Genomic DNA, 20,626 nt, shown 5'->3' on the forward strand with positions numbered 1-20,626 from the left:
CCTAAATATACACATCTCCTTCGATCTTAAGCACGGGGGCGAACGATGAAGCAACCCCGGCCGGTATCATCACCCTCAACCCATCCTCCGCATTTTTCCAGTCCGGATCGCCGGCATGTCCGATTACCTGCACCTTCCTGACAGTCCTACCCTTCAACGTCCTCACCAGCACTTCCCCTCCTGGCTCACCCATAACGATCGCATACAGCGTATCGCCCTTTCTTGTAAATCGTATATCCTCGGCTGTGAACGGCTTCCCCTTCCCCTCATTGAACCCCGGCCCGTTCAGCGCAGCCGCATGCTCCGTCGAAGGACCTTCCCCATACACCGAATAAGGCCGCGTATCATAGATGCATTCACTGTTGACCTTCATCCATTCCCCAACCCCCTTCACGATCCCGCGTTCATCATTGTCGATCGTGCCGTCAGCCCGCACCGGAATGCTGAGCAGCAGATTGCCGTTCTTGCTCACTACATCGGCCAGCGTATGGATCACCGTCTTCGCCGTCTTGTACTCGTGCCGCTCCAGTATCCTTCTGTCGTAATGCCAGCCCCCGATACAAGTATCGGTCTGCCAGGTATAAGGCATGATCTCGTTGCTCTGCCCCCGCTCGATATCCCAGACCAAACACTTCCGCTGCTCTTCGTTTAATATCTTTCCGTTCACCACTGCTTCCAACGACCCATGCCGCTTGATGCTGCTGTTATAATGGTGGGCTACAATACGCAATCCAACATCACTGACCGGCCACAAGGGAAGCACCGTATCGTCAAAATACAACAGGTCGGGATGATATTTGTCGATCAGTTCGACCGTTCGTTTATAAAATTTTTCGCAATAGCGGCTCGAAGGCGGAGTAGCGCCATTCCCCCAGCCCCACTGCCCGAAAAGCGCGCTGTCATTCAGACTGTCCTTGCTCAGCGGATGGTCCTGTTCATACAAATCCTGCGGATCGTAACCTTCCCACCACATCCCCTTTCCCGCCGCCTTCCCGGTCTTTCCATCATACGGCACTCCCTGCATCGCACCCTTCAGGTCATGCCGCTGCGCCACCTCATACCAGCTCCACGCGTGTGCCGCATGTATACTGACACCGAAATGGAGCCCCTCGGTTCCTCGCCGCCTTCGCCCAACCCGCGATCAGGTCTTTTTTCGGCCCCATCCTCACCGAATTCCACGGCTGATGCGAGCTGTCATAATTGTCAAAATTATCGTGATGGTTCGCAAGAGCGACAAAATACTTCGCCCCGGCATCCTTATACAATGCCAGCAACTCCTCCGGGTCCCAGTTCTCCGCCTTCCATTCATGGATCACGTCCTTAAACCCGAATTTGGAAGGATGCCCATAATTTTTGACATGATAATTATAATCGTCGCTGCCCTCCTGGTACATGCTTCTCGCATACCAGTCGCCATGTTCCGGCTGACACTGCGGCCCCCAGTGCGCCCACAGACCGAATTTTGCGTTCTTATACCACTCCGGGACCTGGTAGCCCGACAGCGAAGCCCAGTCCGGCCTGAACGGCCCCTGATGAACGCTGGCCAGCCTGGCGGAGGCCATCATCAAATCTTGCTTCTTTAATAATAACCCAGGCAATAGTGCAATCGAATTTCTTAAAAGCTCTCTTCTTTTCATACCCGGTAAAAGTAAAAGAATCGGAATCTATTAATTTTATATATATTCGACTTTGTTTTATACAAATCCGACATTACCGTGATCCGAAGAGTGCTAAAGGAATCATTTGTATTGCTCCACGTCGACCACGTCACGCTCGACGACAAATGGAACTACAGGAATGTGCTCAGCCCCTACTACCGAATGTACTATATCGATTCCGGAGAGGGCCTGATCTATCATAAAAAACAGACCTGGACGCTGGAGCCCGGCTTCATGTACCTTATCCCCGGATTTACCCTCTGCAACCTGAAATGTTCGGGTCACCTGAGCCAGTATTTTATCCATTTCTTCGAGGACGCGGTCGACGGCATTTCACTCTTTCATAATCACCAGGCCGTCTTTAAGATACGGGCCTCACCAACCGATATCGATAATTTCAAAAGGCTGCTCCATATCAACCCGGGCAGAAAGATCAACCGCAGCGACAACCCGCAGGTATACGAAAAACACATTTATTATAAGGAATACGAAGAATTGAACAATAACCAAAGCGATCACCTCTTCCTCGAAACCCAGGGTATCCTTCTCCAGCTGATATCGAAATTCGTTCAGCTCAAGTCCGCCGGACAGCCTGACGCCGCGAGCATTCCATCCAAAGTACTCGAACTCCCCGGCTTTATCCAGCTCAACCTCGGAAACCCTTTGACAGTACACGATCTCGCCAGAATGGTCAACCTCCATCCCGACTACCTTTCAAGGCTATTCGTAAAGCTCACCGGCCAGCGCCCCTGGCCTATATCCACAACAAACGCATCGAAAGAGCCCAGCACCTCATCGTCACGACCAGCATGTCGCTCGCCCAGATCTCGGAGACCATGGGCTTCGACAACGTACAACACTTCTCGAAAGTCTTCAAAAAGATCACCAGTCTCACTCCCGGCCGCTACCGCGACCAACACCACACCCCCGCGTAGCACCATCCACCTTCGTCCCGCGTCCATCCGCCGCAAATTGTCTATCTCCCTTTTTCGATCCAGACCGAGACCGACCCCGCCGAAACATGAAATTCACCCCAGCCGTCTTCGTTGACCACGACCTCGGCCGGATGCTTCCCAAGACAGTCCACAAAAGTCTTACCGGAAAACCTCTTCCCTATTTCCATGGACTTGAACCCTTCGTCACCGTTCGATAGCATCACAGCGCAGCCCGACCCTTCGATATCATCCACGCCCGCCCGCGTCCAGCCGATACAATTGCCATGATCGAAATAATCCCGCTGCTCGCCATACGAATACTTCTTCCGGGCAGTCAGCAGCTGCTCGATATGCTCACATTTTTCCAGCCATATCTCGTGGTCCTCCCCGTCACTCCCCTTGTCGACATAGTGCGCGCCATACAGGTCGGGATAAAATACGCAGGGATAACCGCCCTCTCTCAGCAGGGTCAGCGCATACGCCAGCGGCTTGAACCAGGCCTCCACCGGCGCCTCCAGCGCCTGCAGCGGCTGGGTATCGTGATTGTCGACCACCGTCACCGCCAGCGCAGGATTCACCGTAACAAGACAGTCGTCAAGGATCGATCGGAGGTCATAGTCCTTACCCCCTTTTGACGCATGGTGCAGATTGTGGTGCAGGCTGCTGTCGAACAGCGACATCCGCCCCTGCGTGGCATCGATATACCGAATGAGCAGTTGCAATTCGCCGGGAGCCCAGTACTCCCCCACCGCAAAAAGGTCCGGCTTCAGGGTACGCATATAGTCCAGCCACTCGTTGTAGAACCGCACCGGCATATGCTTGACCGCATCCAGCCTCACCCCATCCATCCCGGTGGTCTCCAGATACCATTTCCCCCAGCGGTTCAGCTCCTCCCTGACAGCAGGGTTCCGAAACTCGATATCACAGTACATCAGAAAATCATAATTCCCCTTCTCCGTATCGATTACCTCCTCCCAGTCGCTCCCGTATTCATTTAGGATAGTGAATATGGCGGTCTCCTTAAGGTCGGCCGCGTAATCCACACCCGTAAAACACCTGAAGTCCCAGATGAAATCAGAATACTTTTTATTCCGGCCCGGAAAAGTAAATTTGGTGTACGCCTCAATTTCAAAAGGTTCGCTGGTGAATTCATTCCGGTTCTCCGGATTGACTCTAATGACTTTTATCTTTTCGACCTCGTCGCCCCCACCCTTATGGTTGAGAACGATGTCAGGGTAAGCCTGTATCTTGTGCTCGTGCAACACCTGTATAGCCTTTAAATATTCTTCCTTTGTCCCGTACTTTCGTGCGCACCGACCCTTTCTGGTCGAACTCCCCAAGATCATAGATATCATACACATCATAGCCCTGACTAAATCCACCTACCGTGCCCTTATAGGCCGGCGGCAGCCAGACGGAATTGATCCCCAACTCTGCCCAGTGTTGCACATTTTCCCCAATCCGGTTCCAAAATTTTCCGTCTCCTTCACTATACCAGTGAAACGACTGCAGCATTGTTCCGTTTTCCATATATAGGTCCAGTGGTTTTGCCAACGAAAAGACAAATCGCGTTCCAATCTTAATCGCCCGCCACCCGAACAACTGAACTGACTTCACCACACTTTCATTTACGAGATTCCCCGGTTCGATCCAGCCTTTCAATTTCTTCCCCCAATCCTCTCAACTTCTTCCGTCAATCTTTTTCAACTTCTTCCCGCAATCCACTCAACTTCTTCCGTCAAATGAATTTTTGACAGTCCCACACGAATTTTTTCAGACCAGGAGCCAGTTTTTCAGCATCAAACCCATTGGCATACCCCTTGATCACCCAAAATCGAATCCAAAAAAGGAGGAATTATGAACAACATCATCAAAAAGACGGACAATCGCCCGACAACGTTTGCTACTGTTGTAGACGAACTCTTCCAGAACCCCCTGAATCGATTCTTCGACGACCGCTCATGGGGTTTCAACGGCCTGCCATCGGACAGCCGCGTCCCAGTGAACATCCTCGAATCCGACACCAGCTACGAGGTAGAGGTCATTGCGCCGGGTCTGAAAAAGAAGATTTTCAGCTCTCCTACACCGGCGACACCCTGACGGTCGCCTTCGAAAAGCACGAAGAAAAGACCGCCGGCAATGAGCAAAAATGGCTGCGCCGCGAATACCGCTCCGGCGCATTCTCCCGCAGCTTCACAGTAGACCGCACCGTAGACGTCGAAAAGGCCGCGGCCCGTTACGACAACGGTATACTGACGCTTACGCTACCAAAAAGAAGACGCAAAGCGCAGCTTCCGGAAGATCGACGTGCAATAACCACCCGCGTACCGAACAACCACGGCGGTACACCGAACAACTACAGCGGTACACCGGGCAACTACACCCGTACACCGGGCAACTATTCAATCAGGCGGACCTCGCGTGTCCGCCTTTTTTCAAACCTTTCGACATATGGGAAACACACTGGCGCGCTTGAGTGCACTCTGCGTGGTCATCCTGCTATTGATCATTTTGCTGCGACGCTGGCGTCAGCCCTATCCTGGTAGCCTATATCCTCGCGGGCATCGTTCTCGGCCCCGGAATGGCAGGGCTTTTTGTCCCGGACAAAGGACCGGCCGAACTGGGAGAATTCGGCATACTGCTCCTGATGTTCTTCCTCGGGCTGGAGATCGAGATCCCGGCAAAAGGCACGCTTCTGTGGCGGCCCATGGCGGGGCAGGTGATAAAGATGCTGCTCGCGCTCACGGTCGCCTGGCTCGCCGGCGCCTGGCTCGCATGGGGATGGCACAACAGACTGCTCCTGTCTGTCCTGCTGACCTTCAATAGTACCGCCGTAGTCAGCGAATATATGCGGCAGACAGGCGAACTGGACACAAATACCGGCAAACTCGTATTGAATATGTTGCTGTTGCAGGACGTTCTCGTAGCGCCCGTATTCGCCTTTTTCCAATGGATGGGCAGACCGGCCACGCAATGGCCCACTCTTCTGGCTTCTGCCGCCATCGCCATCATACTGATCTTCCTTCTGCAGAAAGTACGCAACAGGGATATTTGGTCCTGGAGAGGCTGGCAACTGCTGGAGTCGGACCATGACATGCAGGTATTTCTTGCAGCGTCCTGCTGCCTCTGCTGTGCGCTGTTGTCGTCCATGGCCGGTCTCTCCGGCCCCATCGGCAGCTTCGCCGCAGGCATGTGGCTGGGCCGGGCACGGGGCTTCGAATGGCTTAGCAGGGTGTTGAAACCATTCAAGGTATTCTTTGTCGCCCTGTATTTCGTATCTGTCGGTTTACTGATTGATCTCCATTTCATAGCCTCCCACTGGCTATCGATCCTTGTGATAACATCCGCCGTACTTCTCACTAATAGCCTCCTTTCCGCTGTAGCATTCCGACTGCTCGGCATTCCATGGAAGGATAGCTGGTGGGCCGGCGCGCTATTGTCTCAGACCGGAGAACTGGGACTACTCGCCTGCTCCATGGCGGCGGACTCCGGAATGATCGATGCCGGAATGTATAAGTTGAGCGTCGCTGTCACCGGCCTGGCTTTATTTCTTTCCACGGCCTGGACCTCCGGCCTTCGGACAATCCTCAACACCAACCGATCCGCATCATAGCGGCGGAATACCCAGATTTATTTTCTTGAAAAGCTCGCGGGCAAGATACTTCATATTCGCCCCAAGTTCCTCCGCTGTACAGCCGATCACCTGCACATTCATTGGCAGACCATTCCGTTTCTCCACGAGATCCATATGAAGGACCCCGGTCTCACCAACAGCGGGACGACCTTCCAGACCGGCAAATAACCCAACGGAAAATTCGCGGTCCGACCCCAGCTCGAAACACCCGAAACGCTCAAATCCGTCTACGGTTTTCATATTCAATTCGATATAGTATTTGCTGTCCATTTCGTGATAGATTAAACACGGATATATAACCGCCCTCAACGGTCATGCCAATATGCACGCATCCCAGGGCTCATGGCGCGACAGGCCCCGATACCACGGGGGACCGTCGGACAGACCCGAAATTTTGACACCGTCCTGTGACAAAATTTACTGAAAAATTTTCATTTTTCCCGATTGGCATCCTGCTTGTTGTGCCAAAAACAAGACACGCAGCCATATAAGTAATTAGCGTAGTTAGTGACTTTGTCTTAAAAACTCAAATTCATAAATTATGTCAAGTACACTGCAGATTACTCCACTACACGACCGGGTCATCGTCAGACCGGCACCCGCCGAAGAAAAGTCCGCCGGCGGCATTATCATCCCTGACACAGCAAAGGAAAAACCCCAGCGCGGAATCGTCATTGCGGCCGGCCCCGGCAAAAAGACGAGGCGGTCACCGTCAAAAAAGGCGACCAGGTGCTCTACGGTAAATATTCCGGAACAGAGATCAAAATTGAAGGACAGGATCTGCTGATCCTGCGGGAATCCGACATCCTGGCCATCATATGACCTGGCGCTGAATCCTATTCATTAACCAAATTTTTTCACTGGAAATCATTTTATTATGGCAAAGCAACTTTTCTTCGACACAGACGCAAGAACCCGAATGAAAAAAGGCATTGACACACTGGCCAACGCTGTCAGGGTTACACTCGGGCCCCAGGGACGCAACGTGATCCTGGAGAAAAGTTCGGCGCGTCGGCAATCACAAAAGACGGCGTTAGCGTAGCCAAAGAGATAGAACTGGAAGACCCCATCGAAAATATGGGCGCCCAGATGGTCAAAGAAGTCGCCTCCAGGACCGCCGACGCCGCCGGTGACGGAACCACCACCGCTACCGTACTGGCACAGGCGATAATTTCCGAAGGACTAAAGAACGTCGCCGCCGGAGCCAATCCCATGGACCTCAAAAAAGGGATAGATAAGGCCACCCGGGCCGTGGTTGAAAGCCTGCGCCGGCAGTCGCAGACAGTAGGAAATGACGACGACAAGATCCGCCAGGTCGCAACAGTATCCGCCAATAATGATGACAATATCGGCCGGCTGATCGCCGAAGCCTTTACAAAGGTAGGCAAGGAAGGGGTCATCACCGTCGAGGAGGCCAAAGGCACCGCCACGACCGTAGAAGTAGTGGAAGGCATGCAATTCGACCGGGGCTACGTTTCCCCCTATTTCGTGACCAATACGGAAAAAATGGAGGCCGAACTGCAAAATCCCTACGTACTGATCTACGATAAGAAGATCAGCACAATGAAAGATATACTGCCATTGCTGGAAAAAACAGCGCAAAGCGGCCGCCCCCTTCTCATCATCGCCGAAGACCTCGACGGCGAAGCCCTGGCGACGCTCGTCGTCAACAAAATTCGCGGAACGCTGAAGATCGCTGCCGTAAAGGCCCCCGGCTTCGGCGACCGGCGGAAGGAAATGCTCGAAGATATTGCTGTCCTGACGGGAGGCATCGTCATCAGCGAAGACCGCGGCTACAAATTGGAGAACGCAGACATGACCTATCTGGGCACAGCCGACTCCGTAACGATCGACAAGGACAATACCACTATTGTCGGCGGCAAAGGAAAGAAAGAAGACATTCAGACCCGCGTCTCCCAAATCAAGTCGCAGATCGCCGCAAGCACTTCCGACTACGACAAGGAAAAGCTCCAGGAACGACTGGCCAAACTCAGCGGAGGCGTTGCCGTTCTGTACGTCGGCGCCGCCACGGAAGTCGAAATGAAGGAAAAGAAAGACCGCGTCGACGACGCCCTCCATGCCACCCGCGCGGCGATCGAAGAAGGCATAGTCCCAGGCGGCGGCGTAGCCTACATCCGCGCCATCGATTCTCTCAACGGACTCTCCGGCTACAACGCCGACGAAAACACCGGCATCGCCATTATCCGCAGGGCCATCGAAGAACCCCTGCGGCAGATCGTCCAGAACTGCGGACTCGAAGGCAGCATCATCGTCCAGGAGGTCCGCCGGCATGACAACGACTACGGATTCAATGCCCGCACCGAGAAATACGAACCGCTCCTGACCGCAGGAGTGATCGACCCGACCAAGGTGTCCCGCATCGCCCTCGAAAATGCCGCCTCCATCGCCAGTCTGCTCCTGACGACAGAATGCGTCGTTTCCGATAAACCCAAAAAGAGAACGCCGCCATTCCCGCACCCACCGGAATGGGAATGGACTACTAAAGAACCCAGGTATTAAAGGAACCCAAAGGCTACGCACAGCAAAGCCAGCCTTTCATTAAGCGAATCCCGTTGCCCGGGCAGTGTCCCAGGGTATACGGGATTCCACTATTAATACTCCCTCACCCCCAAACGCCGCACCGTTCTTATCGATGAACTCAACCAAATCCGAAAAAATTCAATCGATTGCAATTTTCCCAAAAATCCCTACTTTTAAAAACCAAAACCATCCCTTTCAAAAAAACACAAGATGAAAAAGAGATTCCTTGCCACTATAGGCCTATGCTGCGCATTCGCCGCCACCAACGCCCAGAACCCCATCATTAAAGACATTTTCACGGCCGACCCCGCCCCCATCGTCTACCACGACACCGTATTCCTCTACACCGGCCACGACACCGCATCCGAAAAAGCAACCAACTACAAAATGCCGGACTGGCACGTCTTTTCCTCCACCGATATGGTGCACTGGCACGACTATGGAGCCCTGCTGTCTCCGGCCACCTTCTCCTGGGCTACAGGCGATGCCTATGCCGCACAATGCATTGAAAGAAATGGCAAATTCTACTGGTTCGTCGCAACATTCCATAAAAAAGACAGCATCAGCAACGGCGGCGCCGCTATTGGCGTGGCCGTATCCGACAGGCCAACCGGCCCGTTCAAAGACGCCATCGGCAAAGCCCTTGTCATAAACGAAATGACCACCGACATGAAATACGGCTGGGACGACATAGACCCTACCGTCTTTATCGACGACGACGGTCAGGCCTACCTGTTCTGGGGCAATGGCAGCTGCAAATGGGTGCGGCTGAAAGAGAATATGATCGAAATGGACGGCGGAATAACCACCTTTAAACCCTTGCACTACATCGAAGGCCCCTGGGTGTACAAACGCAATGGGCTCTATTACCTCGTCTATGCCAGCGCCGGAACCAGGCCGGAAATGATAGAATACTGCACCGCGCCGAACCCCACAGGCCCATGGACCTACCAGGGCATCATCCAGGAAAACGTCCCCAACAGCTTTACCACGCATCCCGGAATAATTGACTACAAGGGAAGATCCTACTTCTTTTATCACAACGGCTCCCTCCCCACCGGCGGCAGTTACCGGCGCTCGATCTGCGTGGACTATATGTACTACAACGCAGACGGCACCATCCAAAAAATAATACAGACGACGACCGGCGTTCAGCCGGCAGCGGACGCACACCCGGCTGTCGCCGAACCCCACAATACCGCGTCTCCCAAAACCGAATCCACCCAGGCCTTCCCCGAACCCCCGGCCGGATTCGACTCGGCGCGCAAAAAATACCGCACGGACGCCTGACCACCGTTCAATATCGTTCCACAACCCTCGGGCAACTCCGCCAAATGAACGTATATACGCCCCCCGGCTATTCCCCTGACAGGAAATATCCCGTACTATATCTGCTCCACGGCCTGGGAGAAGACGGCCGTCAATGGACCGAATGGTGCCAGGCCGATAACATCGCCGACAACGGGATCGCCGAAGGTAAAATTCGACCCATGATCATGGTCTTCCCCAACTGCGACGCCAGACTGACGGTGACAGACACGGCAAAAGCCTCCCGTTCAGGCAGCAGCGATCACTATGAGGGATATAGAAAACCATTCGAAGACGACCTGCTGAAAGACATCATCCCCTATATCGACTCACACTATTCCACCTACAAAGACCGCGAACACCGCGCTATTGCGGGACTGTCCATGGGAGGCGGACAATCGTTGAATATCGGTTTGTCCCACCTGGCAACCTTTTCCTGCATCGGAGGATTCTCTTCGGCGCCAAATACCAACCAGTTCGGTGCTATATATAAAGACGTGCCGCTCGTTCCGGATCCCCAGGCGGCCAAAAAACAACTCCGGCTGCTATGGATAGCATGCGGCAGTAAAGACGGGCTTTTATCGGTTAGCCAGCGCACCCACGAGTTCCTCAAAGAACAGGCTATCCCTCACGTCTGGAACCTCGACAACCACGCGCATGACAACATAGAATGGGACAACAACCTCTATTGGTTCACCCAGCATATTTTTTAGCCTGACCTCCCTCCCATCTCCACTCCAAAAAAAGAATAAAAAATTTCAATCGGTTGCAATTTCGATAATAATCCCTATTTTAGCTTTACAGCCTGCCGGCTCGCCACCCTGCTGACGGTGATCCCGACGCGCTCTATTTCAATCGGTATAGTAACTAACCAGATATGAAACCAACGATTCTTGCCTGCTGCTTCATAGCAATATTCCCCCTCGGCGGCTTCGCCCAAACCCAAACCCAGACGCGAACCGCAACCATCAAGATCGACGTCGACCGCGTGATCTCGGACATAGACCCCAATATCTACGGCGTATTCATGGAGCCGATCCATTTCAACGGCAGACGAATGGGCCTGCCCGATTCCGTGGAATTCAACACCCTGTACGGCACACTGTACGACCCAAAGTCCCCGCTCGCGGACGCGAATGGCTTCAGAAAAGACTATATCGACGCAATGCGCGAACTAAAGATCACCAACATGAGGTGGCCCGGCGGCAACTTCCTGATGGGCTATGACTGGAAAGACGGCATCGGCCCAAAAGATCAACGCCCCACACGCATCAATCTCGCCTGGAGCGGACCCGAAACCAACCAGGTCGGCACCGACGAATGGATGGCCCTGAATAAGTCCATCGGCAGCGAGAATATAGTCTGCGTAAACCTCGGCCTCGGATCCATCCTCGACGCAGCCTACTGGGTCGAATACTGCAACTATAACAAAGGAACCTGGTATTCCGACCTGCGCGCAAAATACGGCCACCGCGATCCCTATAAGGTAAAGATCTGGGACCTCGGCAACGAAGTGGACGGCCTTCCCTGGGAACTCGGCCACAAGAATGCGGAAGACTATGTAGAGACGGCAAGAGAAGCCGCAAAAGCAATGCGGTCGGTCGATCCGGCCATTAAGCTCGTCGGGTCCGGCTCGTCTTATTATGAGCCAACCAATAAATGGTTCGACTGGAATCGGAAGGTACTCGAAGGCATCGGCGACAAGATCGACTACCTTTCCATTCACCGCTACTGGGAAGGAGGCCCCCCGGATAATTATTATCACTACATGGGCGACGGCGCTATGGATTTTGACGGGAAGATCAGCCTGGTGGCCGACCAGATCCGTCAGGCAAGGGAAAAAATGTCGCTGAAAAAACCCATCTACCTTTCCGTCGATGAGTGGGGCGCCTTCGCCAGGAACTTCATGTCCGTCCTGCCGGTCGCAGAATGCCTCAATTCATTCATCCGGCACGCCGACGTGGTAAAGATGGCCAACTTCACGATGCTCACCTCATTGCTATCCAACGATCCCAAAAACGGCACGTTCAAATCACCCGTCTTTCATACGTTCAAATTATTCTCCAACAACTGCCTCGGCTCATCCGTAGACACATACGTAGCATGCGATACCTTTGGTACGGAAAAATACAGGGGCATTCCCTACCTCGACGTGACCGCCGTATACGCCCCGGCCGGCGTGGTCTATATCAACGTGATCAACCGCCACCAGTCCGCTTCCATCGCTACGGAAATTATAACCGCTTCCGGCGAATTCACAGGCAAGGCAGAAGTAAGCCTCATCAACAGCGACGACCTCAAGGCGCCTTTTAGCTATGACAGACGATCGCAGTACCAGCCGGTTCCGGCATCCGTGACAACGAATGGCCGCCAGCTGCAGTACGCCTTCCCCCGCACTCATTCACCCAGATAAAAGTTCAGCTGAACAAAACCGCACGACACAACTAACTTAAATATACCAACCATGCAGCTCAAACAAATATTCCTCTTCGCTTTGGCCGCCCTGGCAGGCACAATCGTCACGGCCCAGGACATAAAGGACGACTTCAAGCCTTCGTCCCTCAACCAGCCCGGACAACAATATCCGCAGGTCAACTCGCAGGGCTATGCGCGGTTCCGCATATTCGCGCCAAAGGCCGACAGCGTCAGAGTGAGCCTTGGACTCGGCGGCAGAGGCGGAACGGTGCTCGCAAAAGGAGCGGACGGATATTTTACCGGCACCACCGAAGGACCGATGGATGAAGGCTTTCACTACTACCATATCACCATCGACGGCGGCACATTCAACGACCCCGGCACGCTCAACTACTATGGCTCGACCCGCTGGGAGAGCGGAATCGAAATACCCGCCCACGACCAGGATTTCTATGCGCTGAAAGACGTAGAGCACGGCAACGTCGTCCAGGTCCTTTTTCCATCCAAAAGCACAAATACAGCCCGCAGGGCGTTCGTATACACACCGCCGGGCTACAGCAAAGACGCTAACCGCCGCTATCCCGTCCTATACCTGCAGCACGGCTGGGGCGAGGACGAGACCGCATGGTCCAACCAGGGCCACGCAAACCTGATCATGGACAATCTCATCGCCGACGGCAAGGCCAAACCCTTCATCATCGTCATGACCTACGGCATAACCAACCAGCTCAGATTTGGCCACATGCGCGAATTTAAGATCGATACCTTTCAGACCGTCCTGACCGAAGAACTGATCCCCTACATCGACGCCCATTTCCGCACCCTTGCCAACCGCGAGAACAGGGCCATGGCAGGACTCTCGATGGGGGGCATGGAGACGCACACGATAACACTGAACAAGCCGGAGGTCTTCTCCCGCTATGCCCTCCTCAGCGGTGGAGTTTACTCGCCCGGAGAGCTGAAAGACAAGTCCAAACCCGGACTGATCTTTATCAGCTGCGGCAGCCGCGAGAACCCCGCCCGCGTCCAACAGGCGGCAGACTCCCTGAAACAGGCAGGCTACAACGCAGTCTCCTTTGTGTCCGAGAACACGGCCCACGAGTTCCTCACCTGGAGACGCAGCCTCTACCAGCTGGCGCCCCTGCTATTCCAAAACAAATAGTATCGGCGCAGCGGCTACAGATTCGCCAACGCCTCGAAATCGCCCGCCAGTTTCCCTGTCAGGCTTTCAAAAACCGAAAAATACCCCGCATAGACCTTACTGTCGCGGGCACTGGGCTTGTATGTCTCAGTCAGCGAGACCGACCTGGACGCTTCCTCTATATTCTTATACAGCCCGATATCCGTTGCCGCCAACAGATAGGCGCCCATGCTGACGCTGCTTTTGTTGGCGCTGACACGGACCGGTAAATTAAAAATATCCGCGATCAGCTGGGTGCAGAACGGGATCGTGGCGAAACTCCCGTTGACCGAGATCTCCTTAATATTTCGGTGCTCCAGCAGCATCCTTTCGATACTGTACATCTCGTACAAGATCCCTTCGATCACCGCCCTGGCAAAATGCTTCCTTTCATGGTTGATATTCACCCCAAAGAATACCCCCTCGCCTGCGCATTCCAGATCGGCGCCCGTTCCCCCAGCAGATAAGGCAAAAATAGCAGCCTCTCCGCACCGGGGTCAGCCGCGGACGCCTCCTTGATAAGGTCCTCCATGCACGTCTCCAGATCAAAAGCGTTCCTGAAATCCCCGAACTGTTTGGCGAACCACTCGAAGACAACACCCCCGCTGTTCGACGGACCACCGGACACGTAATGCCCGTCGTCCAGCACATAGTTGAACAACCGGCGCCTGTCATCGGACAGCACCTCCCTGCCGATAACCCGCACGGCCGCACTATCCTCGATCGTGATCGTCGCCTTGTGCTGGTCCCACACCCCGGCGCCCAACGTTGCAAAACAACCGTCGCTGGAGCCGACAAGTATTTTCATCGCCGCCGGCACTCCCAGCGAGACCCGATACTGATTCAACAGTTTTCCCGGACAATAATTGATGGGCGCCGGTGCCGGCAGCTCGGTCCGCCCTGATGCCCGCATACGCCAGAGCAACCGGGTCCCACTCTTTTTTATAAATATTCATCAGGCCCGTCGCCGAAGCGAGGCTGTGGTCAAGTATAACCTGACCGGTCAGCTGCTGGATGATATAGCTCTTGAGCGACATGAACTTCGCCGTCTGCGCGAACACATCAGGCCGTTGGTTCTTCATCCAAACGATCTTCACCAGCGGCGACATCGGATGGATCGGAGTTCCGGTCGCCTTATAGATCTCTTCTGCCATGGACGACCCCTGCAAAGCGCCGGCTTCCTTCTGCCCTCTGTTATCCGCCCAGGTGATGAGATTGCCCAGAGGAGCCCCTCCTTTATCGACAGCGAGAAGACTGTGCATGGAAGCACTGAAACACATCGATACAACCTTGTGCTTTTTTGAGTGGATCTTCTCATTGAGCAAATTCTTCAGCACATACAGCATGGTGATAAAGATCTGCTCAGGGTCCTGTTCGCTGTAGTCGGGGTACGGATGAAAGGTAGGATAAGTACCTTTTGCGAATCCGATGATCTGCCCCTGAAGGTCAAAAGCATAGACCCGCACCGCATTTGTACCTAACTCAATACTGATAATACAGTCCATAACATTATTTTTAGCTGTCACCCGTTTTTCGTCTTCTAAATTCACTGGGAGTATAGCCAGTCAGCTTTTTAAAGGTAGTCGAGAAATGCTGGGACGAACAAAACCCCGTATCCAGGGCAATATCCGTCAGATTCAGATCTTCCTTCCTCAGCAGCTTGATAGCCTCCGCAATACGCAAATTGATCAAATAATTCGTAGGGGTGAATCCGGTGTACGACTTCACCCGCACATTGAAAAGCGTCGTGCCCATACCAACCGTGGCCGCCATTTCCTCTACCGACCATTGCCTCGCCAGATTGTCCCGGAGCTTCTGCTCCAGCTGGAAAAATATCTTTGAAAAGTCCCTCCCCGGATTAGCTTCTTTTGCCAGCTCACGCGTTATGGCTACGAGGAGTTCATCCATCAGCTGGTTTACTCTTGTATTAAAGGCTATTCCCTGACTCAGCAACTCATTTTGCAACGACGCCAGGATCCGGCTGGCCTCGCAGGTCTTTGACGGAGCGACGGTCCTGTTCAGCAGCAATATATTCCCCATCGTATAACACTCGCTCTCATTAAGGCTGCTCCATTTCCCCGGAACAAATCTCTCATGGTCGAGACGATCGATGGTAAAATGGAGCCACCCAAGCGCACCGATCTCCAGAAACCCCTTCGGACTGCCGAGCTTCCTGCCCGGCAGGACCAGCACCGTATCCCCAGGGTATAGCTGAAAACGCTCATCGTCTATTCGCCATTCATATTTGCCGTCGATAATATTGTAGATACGAAAGTAGTCAGCGACCGTTTCCCTGAAAGACTCCAGGTGAATGGCACTGTTTTTCCTGCACCCGGTGCTTATAATATGCGGGAACAATTGCAGCTCCCTGGAACTTCCCTGCTGAAGTTCGAATAAATTCATAAGCCCTTGATTTTACATGGTCCCGGCCTTACTGTCAAGATACTAAAGAAATGCATTTTACCCGAATAATCCGTATAAAAATCAACGCTGTTATAAAATGGAAGTTTTCGCTGGGCTATATCACTAAATTGCCGTTTGGATTACCATGCAAGGACGGAAGTTCAACTGTCGCAGGCCCAAAAAAGCAACATGAAATCAAACAACAGGAAATTACGAAGTCAGGAATGGTTCGGAGGAAAGGACAAAATGGGTTTTGTACACCGGTCATGGTTCCGTAACCAGGGATACCCCAACGACTACTTCCAGGGCAGACCCATCATCGGGATCTGCAATACCTGGAGCGAACTGACCCCTTGCAACGGTCACCTCCGGGAATTCGCAGAAATTGTAAAACGCGGAGTACTGGAAGCCGGCGGCGTCCCCTTCGAATTTCCCGTCTCCTCTCTCGGAGAGACCGTCATGCGCCCGACAACCATGCTGTTCCGCAACCTCGCAAGCATGGACGTCGAAGAGAATATCCGCGCCAACCCACTGGACGGCATCGTCCTGCTGACGGGGTGTGACAAAACCACCCCCTCCACCGTCATGGGCGCCTGCAGCGTAGACCTCCCGACCATCGTCGTTCCAGGCGGCCCCATGCTGAATGGCCGGTTCAGGGGCGAATGCCTGGGCAGCGGGTCCTTCAACTGGATGGTAAAGGAAAAAATGCTGGTGGAGAAATATACCGAAGAAGACATCCTCGAAGCCGAAATAGGCGTCGCCAGAAGCGCAGGCCACTGCATGACAATGGGTACCGCCTCTACGATGGCCTGTATGGTCGAAGCCCTCGGCTTAACCCTGCCGGGAGCAGCGGCAATCCCCGCCGTCGACTCCAGAAAAAAGTCATGGCCCAGCTCAGCGGACGAAGGATCGTCGAAATGGTGAAGGAAAACCAACGACTGTCAACCATCCTTACCCGGCAGGCCTTCGAAAACGCCATCGTCGTCAACGCGGCCGTCGGCGGCTCGACCAACTTCATCCTTCATATGCTCGCAATAGCAGGCCGCATCGGCGTCCCGCTCAACCTGGAAGACTTCGATACCATCGGTGGAAAAATACCGCTGCTGGTGAACCTGAAACCTTCGGGAAAATACCTGATGGAAGATTTTTACTACGCAGGCGGACTCCCCGTCGTCATCAGGGAATTAAGCAACCACCTTCACAACGATGCCATCACGGCAAACGGAAGATCCATCGGCGAGAACAACAAAGATCCCGCCTGTTACAACCACGACGTCATCGCCACAATCGACAACCCCTTACAACACGCAGCGGGTATCGCCGTACTCAAGGGAAACCTCTGCGAGAACGGCGCTATCATAAAACCCTCCGCCGCCACAAAAGCCCTGATGAAACACCGCGGAAAGGCAGTCGTATTCGAATCGATCGAAGACTACCACGCCCGCATCGACAACGAAGACCTCGATATCGACGAGAACTCCGTCATCGTGCTGAAAGGCGCCGGCCCCGTCGGCTATCCCGGGATGCCCGAAGTCGGCAATGTCGACCTGCCGGAAAAACTCCTCCGTAAAGGTGTCAAAGACATGATCCGTATCTCGGACGGCAGAATGAGCGGCACCGCCGCCGGCACCGTAATCCTCCACGTAGCCCCCGAATCCGCCATCGGAGGCATGCTCGCCCTGGTCCAGGACGGCGACATGATCGAACTGGACGTCGACAACAGAAGGCTGCACCTCGACATCACCGACGCCGAAGCCGCCCGAAGAAGAGCCGCATGGACCAAACCCGCGCCGATGGCGACAAGAGGCTATGTCAGATTCTATATCGAACACGTCCAGCAGGCCAACCTCGGAGCCGACCTCGACCTGCTGCAGGGCGGCTCGGGCAGCGAAGTCACCCGCAACCTGCACTGAACAAACAAGACTAACCACGGCTATATGAAAGCAATACTCGCCACGATCACTGCCCTCCAATTTATTTTACCCGTAAGAACTTTGGCCCAGACAGGCTACCCCTTTCAGGACCCCACCCTCCCGTTTGAACAACGGGTACACGACCTGGTCTCCCGGCTGACCCTCGAGGAAAAGGTCGGCCAGATGCTGAATTCCGCACCCGCGATCCCGAGGCTGGACATCCCGGCCTACGACTGGTGGAACGAAGTCCTGCACGGCGTCGCGCGAACTCCCTACAACGTGACCGTATACCCTCAGGCCATCGCCATGGCCGCCACATTCGACACGACATCACTCAAAATAATGGCCGACTATTCCGCAACAGAAGGAAGAGCCATCTACAACAAGGCAGTCGCCCAGGGAAAGGCCGGCCAGCGATACGTCGGCCTCACCTACTGGACACCCAATATCAATATCTTCCGCGATCCCCGCTGGGGAAGAGGCCGGGAGACCTATGGAGAAGACCCCTTCCTGACGGCCATGATGGGCAGATCCTTTGTCCATGGCCTGCAGGGCGACGATCCCAAATACCTGCACGCCGCCGCATGCGCCAAACACTATGCCGTGCACAGCGGTCCCGAACCGTCGCGGCACGTATTCGACGTCGATCCCACCGACGAGGACCTGTGGAATACCTATCTGCCTGCGTTTAAAGAACTCGTGACCAGCGCCCATGTCGCCGGCGTCATGTGTGCATACAACGCCTTCAGATCACAACCCTGCTGCGGCAGCGACCCGCTCATGGTGGATATCCTTCGCAGACAGTGGAAATTCTCCGGCTATGTCACCTCCGACTGCTGGGGCATCGACGACTTTTTCAAAAACCACAAGACCCACCCCAATGCCGAAGCCGCCTCAGCCGACGCCGTCCTCCACGGCACCGACGTGGAATGCGGAACCGACACTTATACATCGCTGGTGCAGGCGGTAAAGGACGGAAAAATACCGCAAAGCCAGATCGACACCTCCGTGTCCCGCCTGTTTATGATCCGGTTCAGACTCGGTCTTTTCGATCCCGTCTCCATGGTAAAATATGCACAGACATCCGCCGCCGAACTGGAAAGCAAAGAGCACCGGGACCACGCGCTGAAAATGGCCAGACAATCCATCGTTCTCTTAAAGAACGAAGCCCACCTCCTGCCGCTAAGCAAACACATTAAAAAAATTGCGGTAATCGGCCCCAACGCCGATAACAAGATTTCTATCCTCGGCAATTACAACGGGACACCTTCCACCGCCATCACCCTCCTTCAGGGCATACACCAAAAATTGGGAAAAGACGTCGACATCGTTTACGAAAAGGCAGTCAATTTTACCAACGATACCCTGTTCCAGCCATCCACCCTGAACAACCAATTCACCTGGCAGGGCAAAAAAGGCTTTTCAGCGGAATATTTCAGCAGCAGAGACCTCTCCGGCGCCCCCGTCGCAACAAGGCTCGAACCTCGCCTGGACAACAACTGGCAGGAAGGCCAGATCGTAGTCGACACACTCAAAGCCTACGACTTCTCAGCGCGGTACACCACGGATTTCACCGCACCCGAATCCGGACCCGTCAGCTTCGAGCTCGACGCCGACGACGGCTATCGCTTCCTCATCGACGGAAAAGAAGTCCTGAACGCCTGGACCCGCAACCGCTGGGGCGCAAAAATATACCAGCTGACGGCAGAGAAAGGACACAGCTATCGCCTCGTCGTGGAATACTACCAGACCGGCGGCAAGGCCTCCGTAAGACTCACTGCCGGACACCTTCAAAAGACCGATTTTACAAAGCTCGCCGCCCGCCTCAAAGACGCAGACGCCATTATCTTCGCCGGCGGCATTTCTCCCCAGCTGGAAGGCGAAGAGATGCCAGTCAACTATCCCGGATTCCGCGGCGGAGACCGCACATCGATTTTGCTGCCCGCAATCCAAACCGATCTTCTGCAAGCTCTGAAAGCTACCGGCAAACCCATCGTCTTTGTCATGATGACCGGCAGCGCCATCGCCATACCCTGGGAAGCGGAAAATATTCCCGCCATCGTCAACGCCTGGTACGGCGGGCAATCCGCAGGAAACGCTATCGCGGATGTACTATGGGGCGACTACAACCCCGCCGGACGCCTACCCGTCACATTCTACAAGTCCGACGCCGACCTTCCCGATTTCAACGACTACAGCATGAACAACCGAACCTACCGGTATTTCAGAGGGGCTCCACTGTACCCGTTCGGATATGGACTCAGCTACACCAGCTTCAAATACGATCATCTCTCGATAAAAAGAACAGACAACACAATTACGGCATCCGCCGATATCACCAACTCCGGACCAATGGACGGAGAAGAAGTCGTCCAGCTCTATGTGACTTTAAAAGGCAAATCCCTGCCGGTCCGCTCGCTCAAAGGATTCCGCCGCATCCTTCTGAAAAAAGGCGAAACAACAAGACTACCTTTCCAACTCACGAAAGACGATCTATCCTACCTCGACAACAACGGCAATCCAATAACACCCCGCGGCCCCGTATCCATTTCCATCGGCGGATCGCAACCCGACACCACAGCCACAAAGAACCGAACGACCGTCGAAGGATCGTTCGATCCCTCCAGTCATTGAGATCA

At 54.1% G+C, this 20,626-nt stretch carries 20 protein-coding genes and 2 pseudogenes; 13 read left to right on the forward strand and 9 right to left on the reverse strand.

The features are described from left to right. Position 1: 1 nt before the first annotated feature. Positions 2-1,054, reverse strand: a complete 1,053-nt coding sequence (locus ACQ86N_RS28605) for an alpha-L-fucosidase (RefSeq protein ID WP_431210026.1) — start codon at positions 1,052-1,054, stop codon at positions 2-4. 1 nt (position 1,055) lies between these two features. Beyond that, positions 1,056-1,565: an alpha-L-fucosidase gene (locus tag ACQ86N_RS28610; RefSeq protein WP_431210027.1), complete on the reverse strand. Its 510-nt coding sequence runs from the start codon at positions 1,563-1,565 to the stop codon at positions 1,056-1,058. A 150-nt stretch (positions 1,566-1,715) separates the two neighbouring features. Between ACQ86N_RS28610 and ACQ86N_RS28615 the strand changes: the two genes are divergently transcribed. After that, on the forward strand, positions 1,716-2,708 hold the full coding sequence (locus ACQ86N_RS28615) for a helix-turn-helix domain-containing protein (protein WP_431210028.1): 993 nt from the start codon (positions 1,716-1,718) through the stop codon (positions 2,706-2,708). Here the strand turns inward: ACQ86N_RS28615 and ACQ86N_RS28620 are convergent. Together ACQ86N_RS28620 and ACQ86N_RS28625 are read right to left on the reverse strand one after the other, a co-directional pair. Beyond that, positions 2,635-3,939 carry an alpha-amylase gene (locus tag ACQ86N_RS28620; protein ID WP_431217636.1) on the reverse strand — a complete coding sequence of 435 codons (1,305 nt, stop codon included), beginning with the start codon at positions 3,937-3,939 and terminating at the stop codon, positions 2,635-2,637. The genes ACQ86N_RS28615 and ACQ86N_RS28620 overlap by 74 nt on opposite strands. Further along, positions 3,824-4,255, reverse strand: a complete 432-nt coding sequence (locus ACQ86N_RS28625) for a hypothetical protein (protein ID WP_431210029.1) — start codon at positions 4,253-4,255, stop codon at positions 3,824-3,826. The genes ACQ86N_RS28620 and ACQ86N_RS28625 overlap by 116 nt, the downstream gene beginning before the upstream one ends. A 195-nt stretch (positions 4,256-4,450) precedes the next feature. Here ACQ86N_RS28625 and ACQ86N_RS28630 point away from each other — a divergent pair, with 195 nt between their 5' ends. The 3 genes from ACQ86N_RS28630 to ACQ86N_RS28640 are packed head-to-tail and all read left to right on the forward strand — an operon-like array spanning position 4,451 to position 6,206. Next, positions 4,451-4,693: a hypothetical protein gene (locus tag ACQ86N_RS28630; RefSeq protein ID WP_431218009.1), complete on the forward strand. Its 243-nt coding sequence runs from the start codon at positions 4,451-4,453 to the stop codon at positions 4,691-4,693. Continuing rightward, positions 4,690-5,139, forward strand: coding sequence for an Hsp20/alpha crystallin family protein (locus tag ACQ86N_RS28635; protein ID WP_431217637.1), 450 nt, complete (start codon positions 4,690-4,692; stop codon positions 5,137-5,139). Before ACQ86N_RS28630 ends, ACQ86N_RS28635 begins: the two co-directional genes overlap by 4 nt. Next, the gene (locus ACQ86N_RS28640) at positions 5,133-6,206 is read left to right on the forward strand and encodes a cation:proton antiporter (RefSeq protein WP_431217638.1); all 1,074 of its coding nucleotides are present in this window, start codon (positions 5,133-5,135) and stop codon (positions 6,204-6,206) included. The genes ACQ86N_RS28635 and ACQ86N_RS28640 overlap by 7 nt, the downstream gene beginning before the upstream one ends. Here ACQ86N_RS28640 and ACQ86N_RS28645 read toward each other — a convergent pair. After that, positions 6,201-6,497, reverse strand: a complete 297-nt coding sequence (locus ACQ86N_RS28645; RefSeq protein WP_431210030.1) for a hypothetical protein — start codon at positions 6,495-6,497, stop codon at positions 6,201-6,203. The two genes, ACQ86N_RS28640 and ACQ86N_RS28645, sit on opposite strands and share 6 nt — an antisense overlap. Positions 6,498-6,768: 271 nt before the next feature. Between ACQ86N_RS28645 and ACQ86N_RS28650 the strand changes: the two are divergent. The 7 genes and pseudogenes from ACQ86N_RS28650 to ACQ86N_RS28680 all read left to right on the forward strand — a co-directional run bounded on the left by ACQ86N_RS28650 (position 6,769) and on the right by ACQ86N_RS28680 (position 13,653). After that, a pseudogene (locus tag ACQ86N_RS28650) lies at positions 6,769-7,049 on the forward strand (co-chaperone GroES). Positions 7,050-7,104: 55 nt separating this feature from the next. Then, entirely contained in the window at positions 7,105-7,269 is a 165-nt protein-coding gene (locus tag ACQ86N_RS28655; RefSeq protein WP_431210031.1) for a hypothetical protein, read from the forward strand. Between the two features lie 14 nt (positions 7,270-7,283). After that, positions 7,284-8,747 carry a chaperonin GroEL gene (gene groL, locus ACQ86N_RS28660; protein ID WP_431217639.1) on the forward strand — a complete coding sequence of 488 codons (1,464 nt, stop codon included), beginning with the start codon at positions 7,284-7,286 and terminating at the stop codon, positions 8,745-8,747. A 231-nt stretch (positions 8,748-8,978) separates the two neighbouring features. Then, the gene (locus ACQ86N_RS28665; protein ID WP_431210032.1) at positions 8,979-10,058 is read left to right on the forward strand and encodes a glycoside hydrolase family 43 protein; all 1,080 of its coding nucleotides are present in this window, start codon (positions 8,979-8,981) and stop codon (positions 10,056-10,058) included. After that, positions 10,055-10,789, forward strand: coding sequence for an alpha/beta hydrolase (locus ACQ86N_RS28670; RefSeq protein ID WP_431217640.1), 735 nt, complete (start codon positions 10,055-10,057; stop codon positions 10,787-10,789). The genes ACQ86N_RS28665 and ACQ86N_RS28670 overlap by 4 nt, the downstream gene beginning before the upstream one ends. A 164-nt stretch (positions 10,790-10,953) precedes the next feature. Beyond that, positions 10,954-12,489, forward strand: coding sequence for an alpha-L-arabinofuranosidase C-terminal domain-containing protein (locus tag ACQ86N_RS28675; RefSeq protein WP_431210033.1), 1,536 nt, complete (start codon positions 10,954-10,956; stop codon positions 12,487-12,489). A 51-nt stretch (positions 12,490-12,540) separates the two neighbouring features. After that, the gene (locus tag ACQ86N_RS28680; RefSeq protein ID WP_431210034.1) at positions 12,541-13,653 is read left to right on the forward strand and encodes an alpha/beta hydrolase-fold protein; all 1,113 of its coding nucleotides are present in this window, start codon (positions 12,541-12,543) and stop codon (positions 13,651-13,653) included. A gap of 14 nt (positions 13,654-13,667) precedes the next feature. Here the strand turns inward: ACQ86N_RS28680 and ACQ86N_RS28685 are convergent, their stop codons facing one another. From ACQ86N_RS28685 to ACQ86N_RS28700, 4 genes are read right to left on the reverse strand one after another with little or no spacing between them, the layout of a single operon-like run. Further along, positions 13,668-14,078, reverse strand: coding sequence for an FGGY-family carbohydrate kinase (locus ACQ86N_RS28685; RefSeq protein ID WP_431210035.1), 411 nt, complete (start codon positions 14,076-14,078; stop codon positions 13,668-13,670). Beyond that, complete coding sequence (locus tag ACQ86N_RS28690; protein WP_431210036.1) at positions 14,075-14,425, reverse strand: FGGY-family carbohydrate kinase; 351 nt, start codon at positions 14,423-14,425, stop codon at positions 14,075-14,077. The genes ACQ86N_RS28685 and ACQ86N_RS28690 overlap by 4 nt, the downstream gene beginning before the upstream one ends. Continuing rightward, complete coding sequence (locus ACQ86N_RS28695; protein ID WP_431210037.1) at positions 14,385-15,176, reverse strand: FGGY family carbohydrate kinase; 792 nt, start codon at positions 15,174-15,176, stop codon at positions 14,385-14,387. The genes ACQ86N_RS28690 and ACQ86N_RS28695 overlap by 41 nt, the downstream gene beginning before the upstream one ends. A 10-nt stretch (positions 15,177-15,186) precedes the next feature. Then, entirely contained in the window at positions 15,187-16,074 is an 888-nt protein-coding gene (locus tag ACQ86N_RS28700) for a helix-turn-helix domain-containing protein (RefSeq protein WP_431210038.1), read from the reverse strand. 246 nt (positions 16,075-16,320) lie between these two features. Between ACQ86N_RS28700 and ACQ86N_RS28705 the strand changes: the two are divergent. After that, positions 16,321-17,987: pseudogene (locus tag ACQ86N_RS28705) on the forward strand (IlvD/Edd family dehydratase). A gap of 24 nt (positions 17,988-18,011) precedes the next feature. Further along, positions 18,012-20,621 (forward strand): glycoside hydrolase family 3 C-terminal domain-containing protein, encoded by a 2,610-nt coding sequence (locus tag ACQ86N_RS28710; protein WP_431210039.1) that lies wholly within the window; start codon positions 18,012-18,014, stop codon positions 20,619-20,621. The last annotated feature ends 5 nt before the right edge of the window (positions 20,622-20,626 follow it).

This window comes from Puia sp. P3, assembly GCF_050632245.1.
Taxonomy (GTDB): Bacteria; Bacteroidota; Bacteroidia; order Chitinophagales; family Chitinophagaceae; genus Puia.

Excerpts from the sequence above, each read along its gene's own strand:
- ACQ86N_RS28700 (WP_431210038.1), bottom strand. The coding sequence starts at position 16,074 with ATGAATTTATTCGAACTTCAGCAGGGAAGTTCCAGGGAGCTGCAATTG.
- ACQ86N_RS28675 (WP_431210033.1), top strand. The coding sequence starts at position 10,954 with ATGAAACCAACGATTCTTGCCTGCTGCTTCATAGCAATATTCCCCCTC.
- ACQ86N_RS28680 (WP_431210034.1), top strand. The coding sequence starts at position 12,541 with ATGCAGCTCAAACAAATATTCCTCTTCGCTTTGGCCGCCCTGGCAGGC.
- ACQ86N_RS28695 (WP_431210037.1), bottom strand. The coding sequence starts at position 15,176 with ATGGACTGTATTATCAGTATTGAGTTAGGTACAAATGCGGTGCGGGTC.
- ACQ86N_RS28655 (WP_431210031.1), top strand. The coding sequence starts at position 7,105 with ATGGCAAAGCAACTTTTCTTCGACACAGACGCAAGAACCCGAATGAAA.
- ACQ86N_RS28620 (WP_431217636.1), bottom strand. The coding sequence starts at position 3,939 with ATGATCTTGGGGAGTTCGACCAGAAAGGGTCGGTGCGCACGAAAGTAC.
- ACQ86N_RS28665 (WP_431210032.1), top strand. The coding sequence starts at position 8,979 with ATGAAAAAGAGATTCCTTGCCACTATAGGCCTATGCTGCGCATTCGCC.
- ACQ86N_RS28630 (WP_431218009.1), top strand. The coding sequence starts at position 4,451 with ATGAACAACATCATCAAAAAGACGGACAATCGCCCGACAACGTTTGCT.
- ACQ86N_RS28710 (WP_431210039.1), top strand. The coding sequence starts at position 18,012 with ATGAAAGCAATACTCGCCACGATCACTGCCCTCCAATTTATTTTACCC.
- ACQ86N_RS28610 (WP_431210027.1), bottom strand. The coding sequence starts at position 1,565 with ATGATGGCCTCCGCCAGGCTGGCCAGCGTTCATCAGGGGCCGTTCAGG.
- ACQ86N_RS28645 (WP_431210030.1), bottom strand. The coding sequence starts at position 6,497 with ATGGACAGCAAATACTATATCGAATTGAATATGAAAACCGTAGACGGA.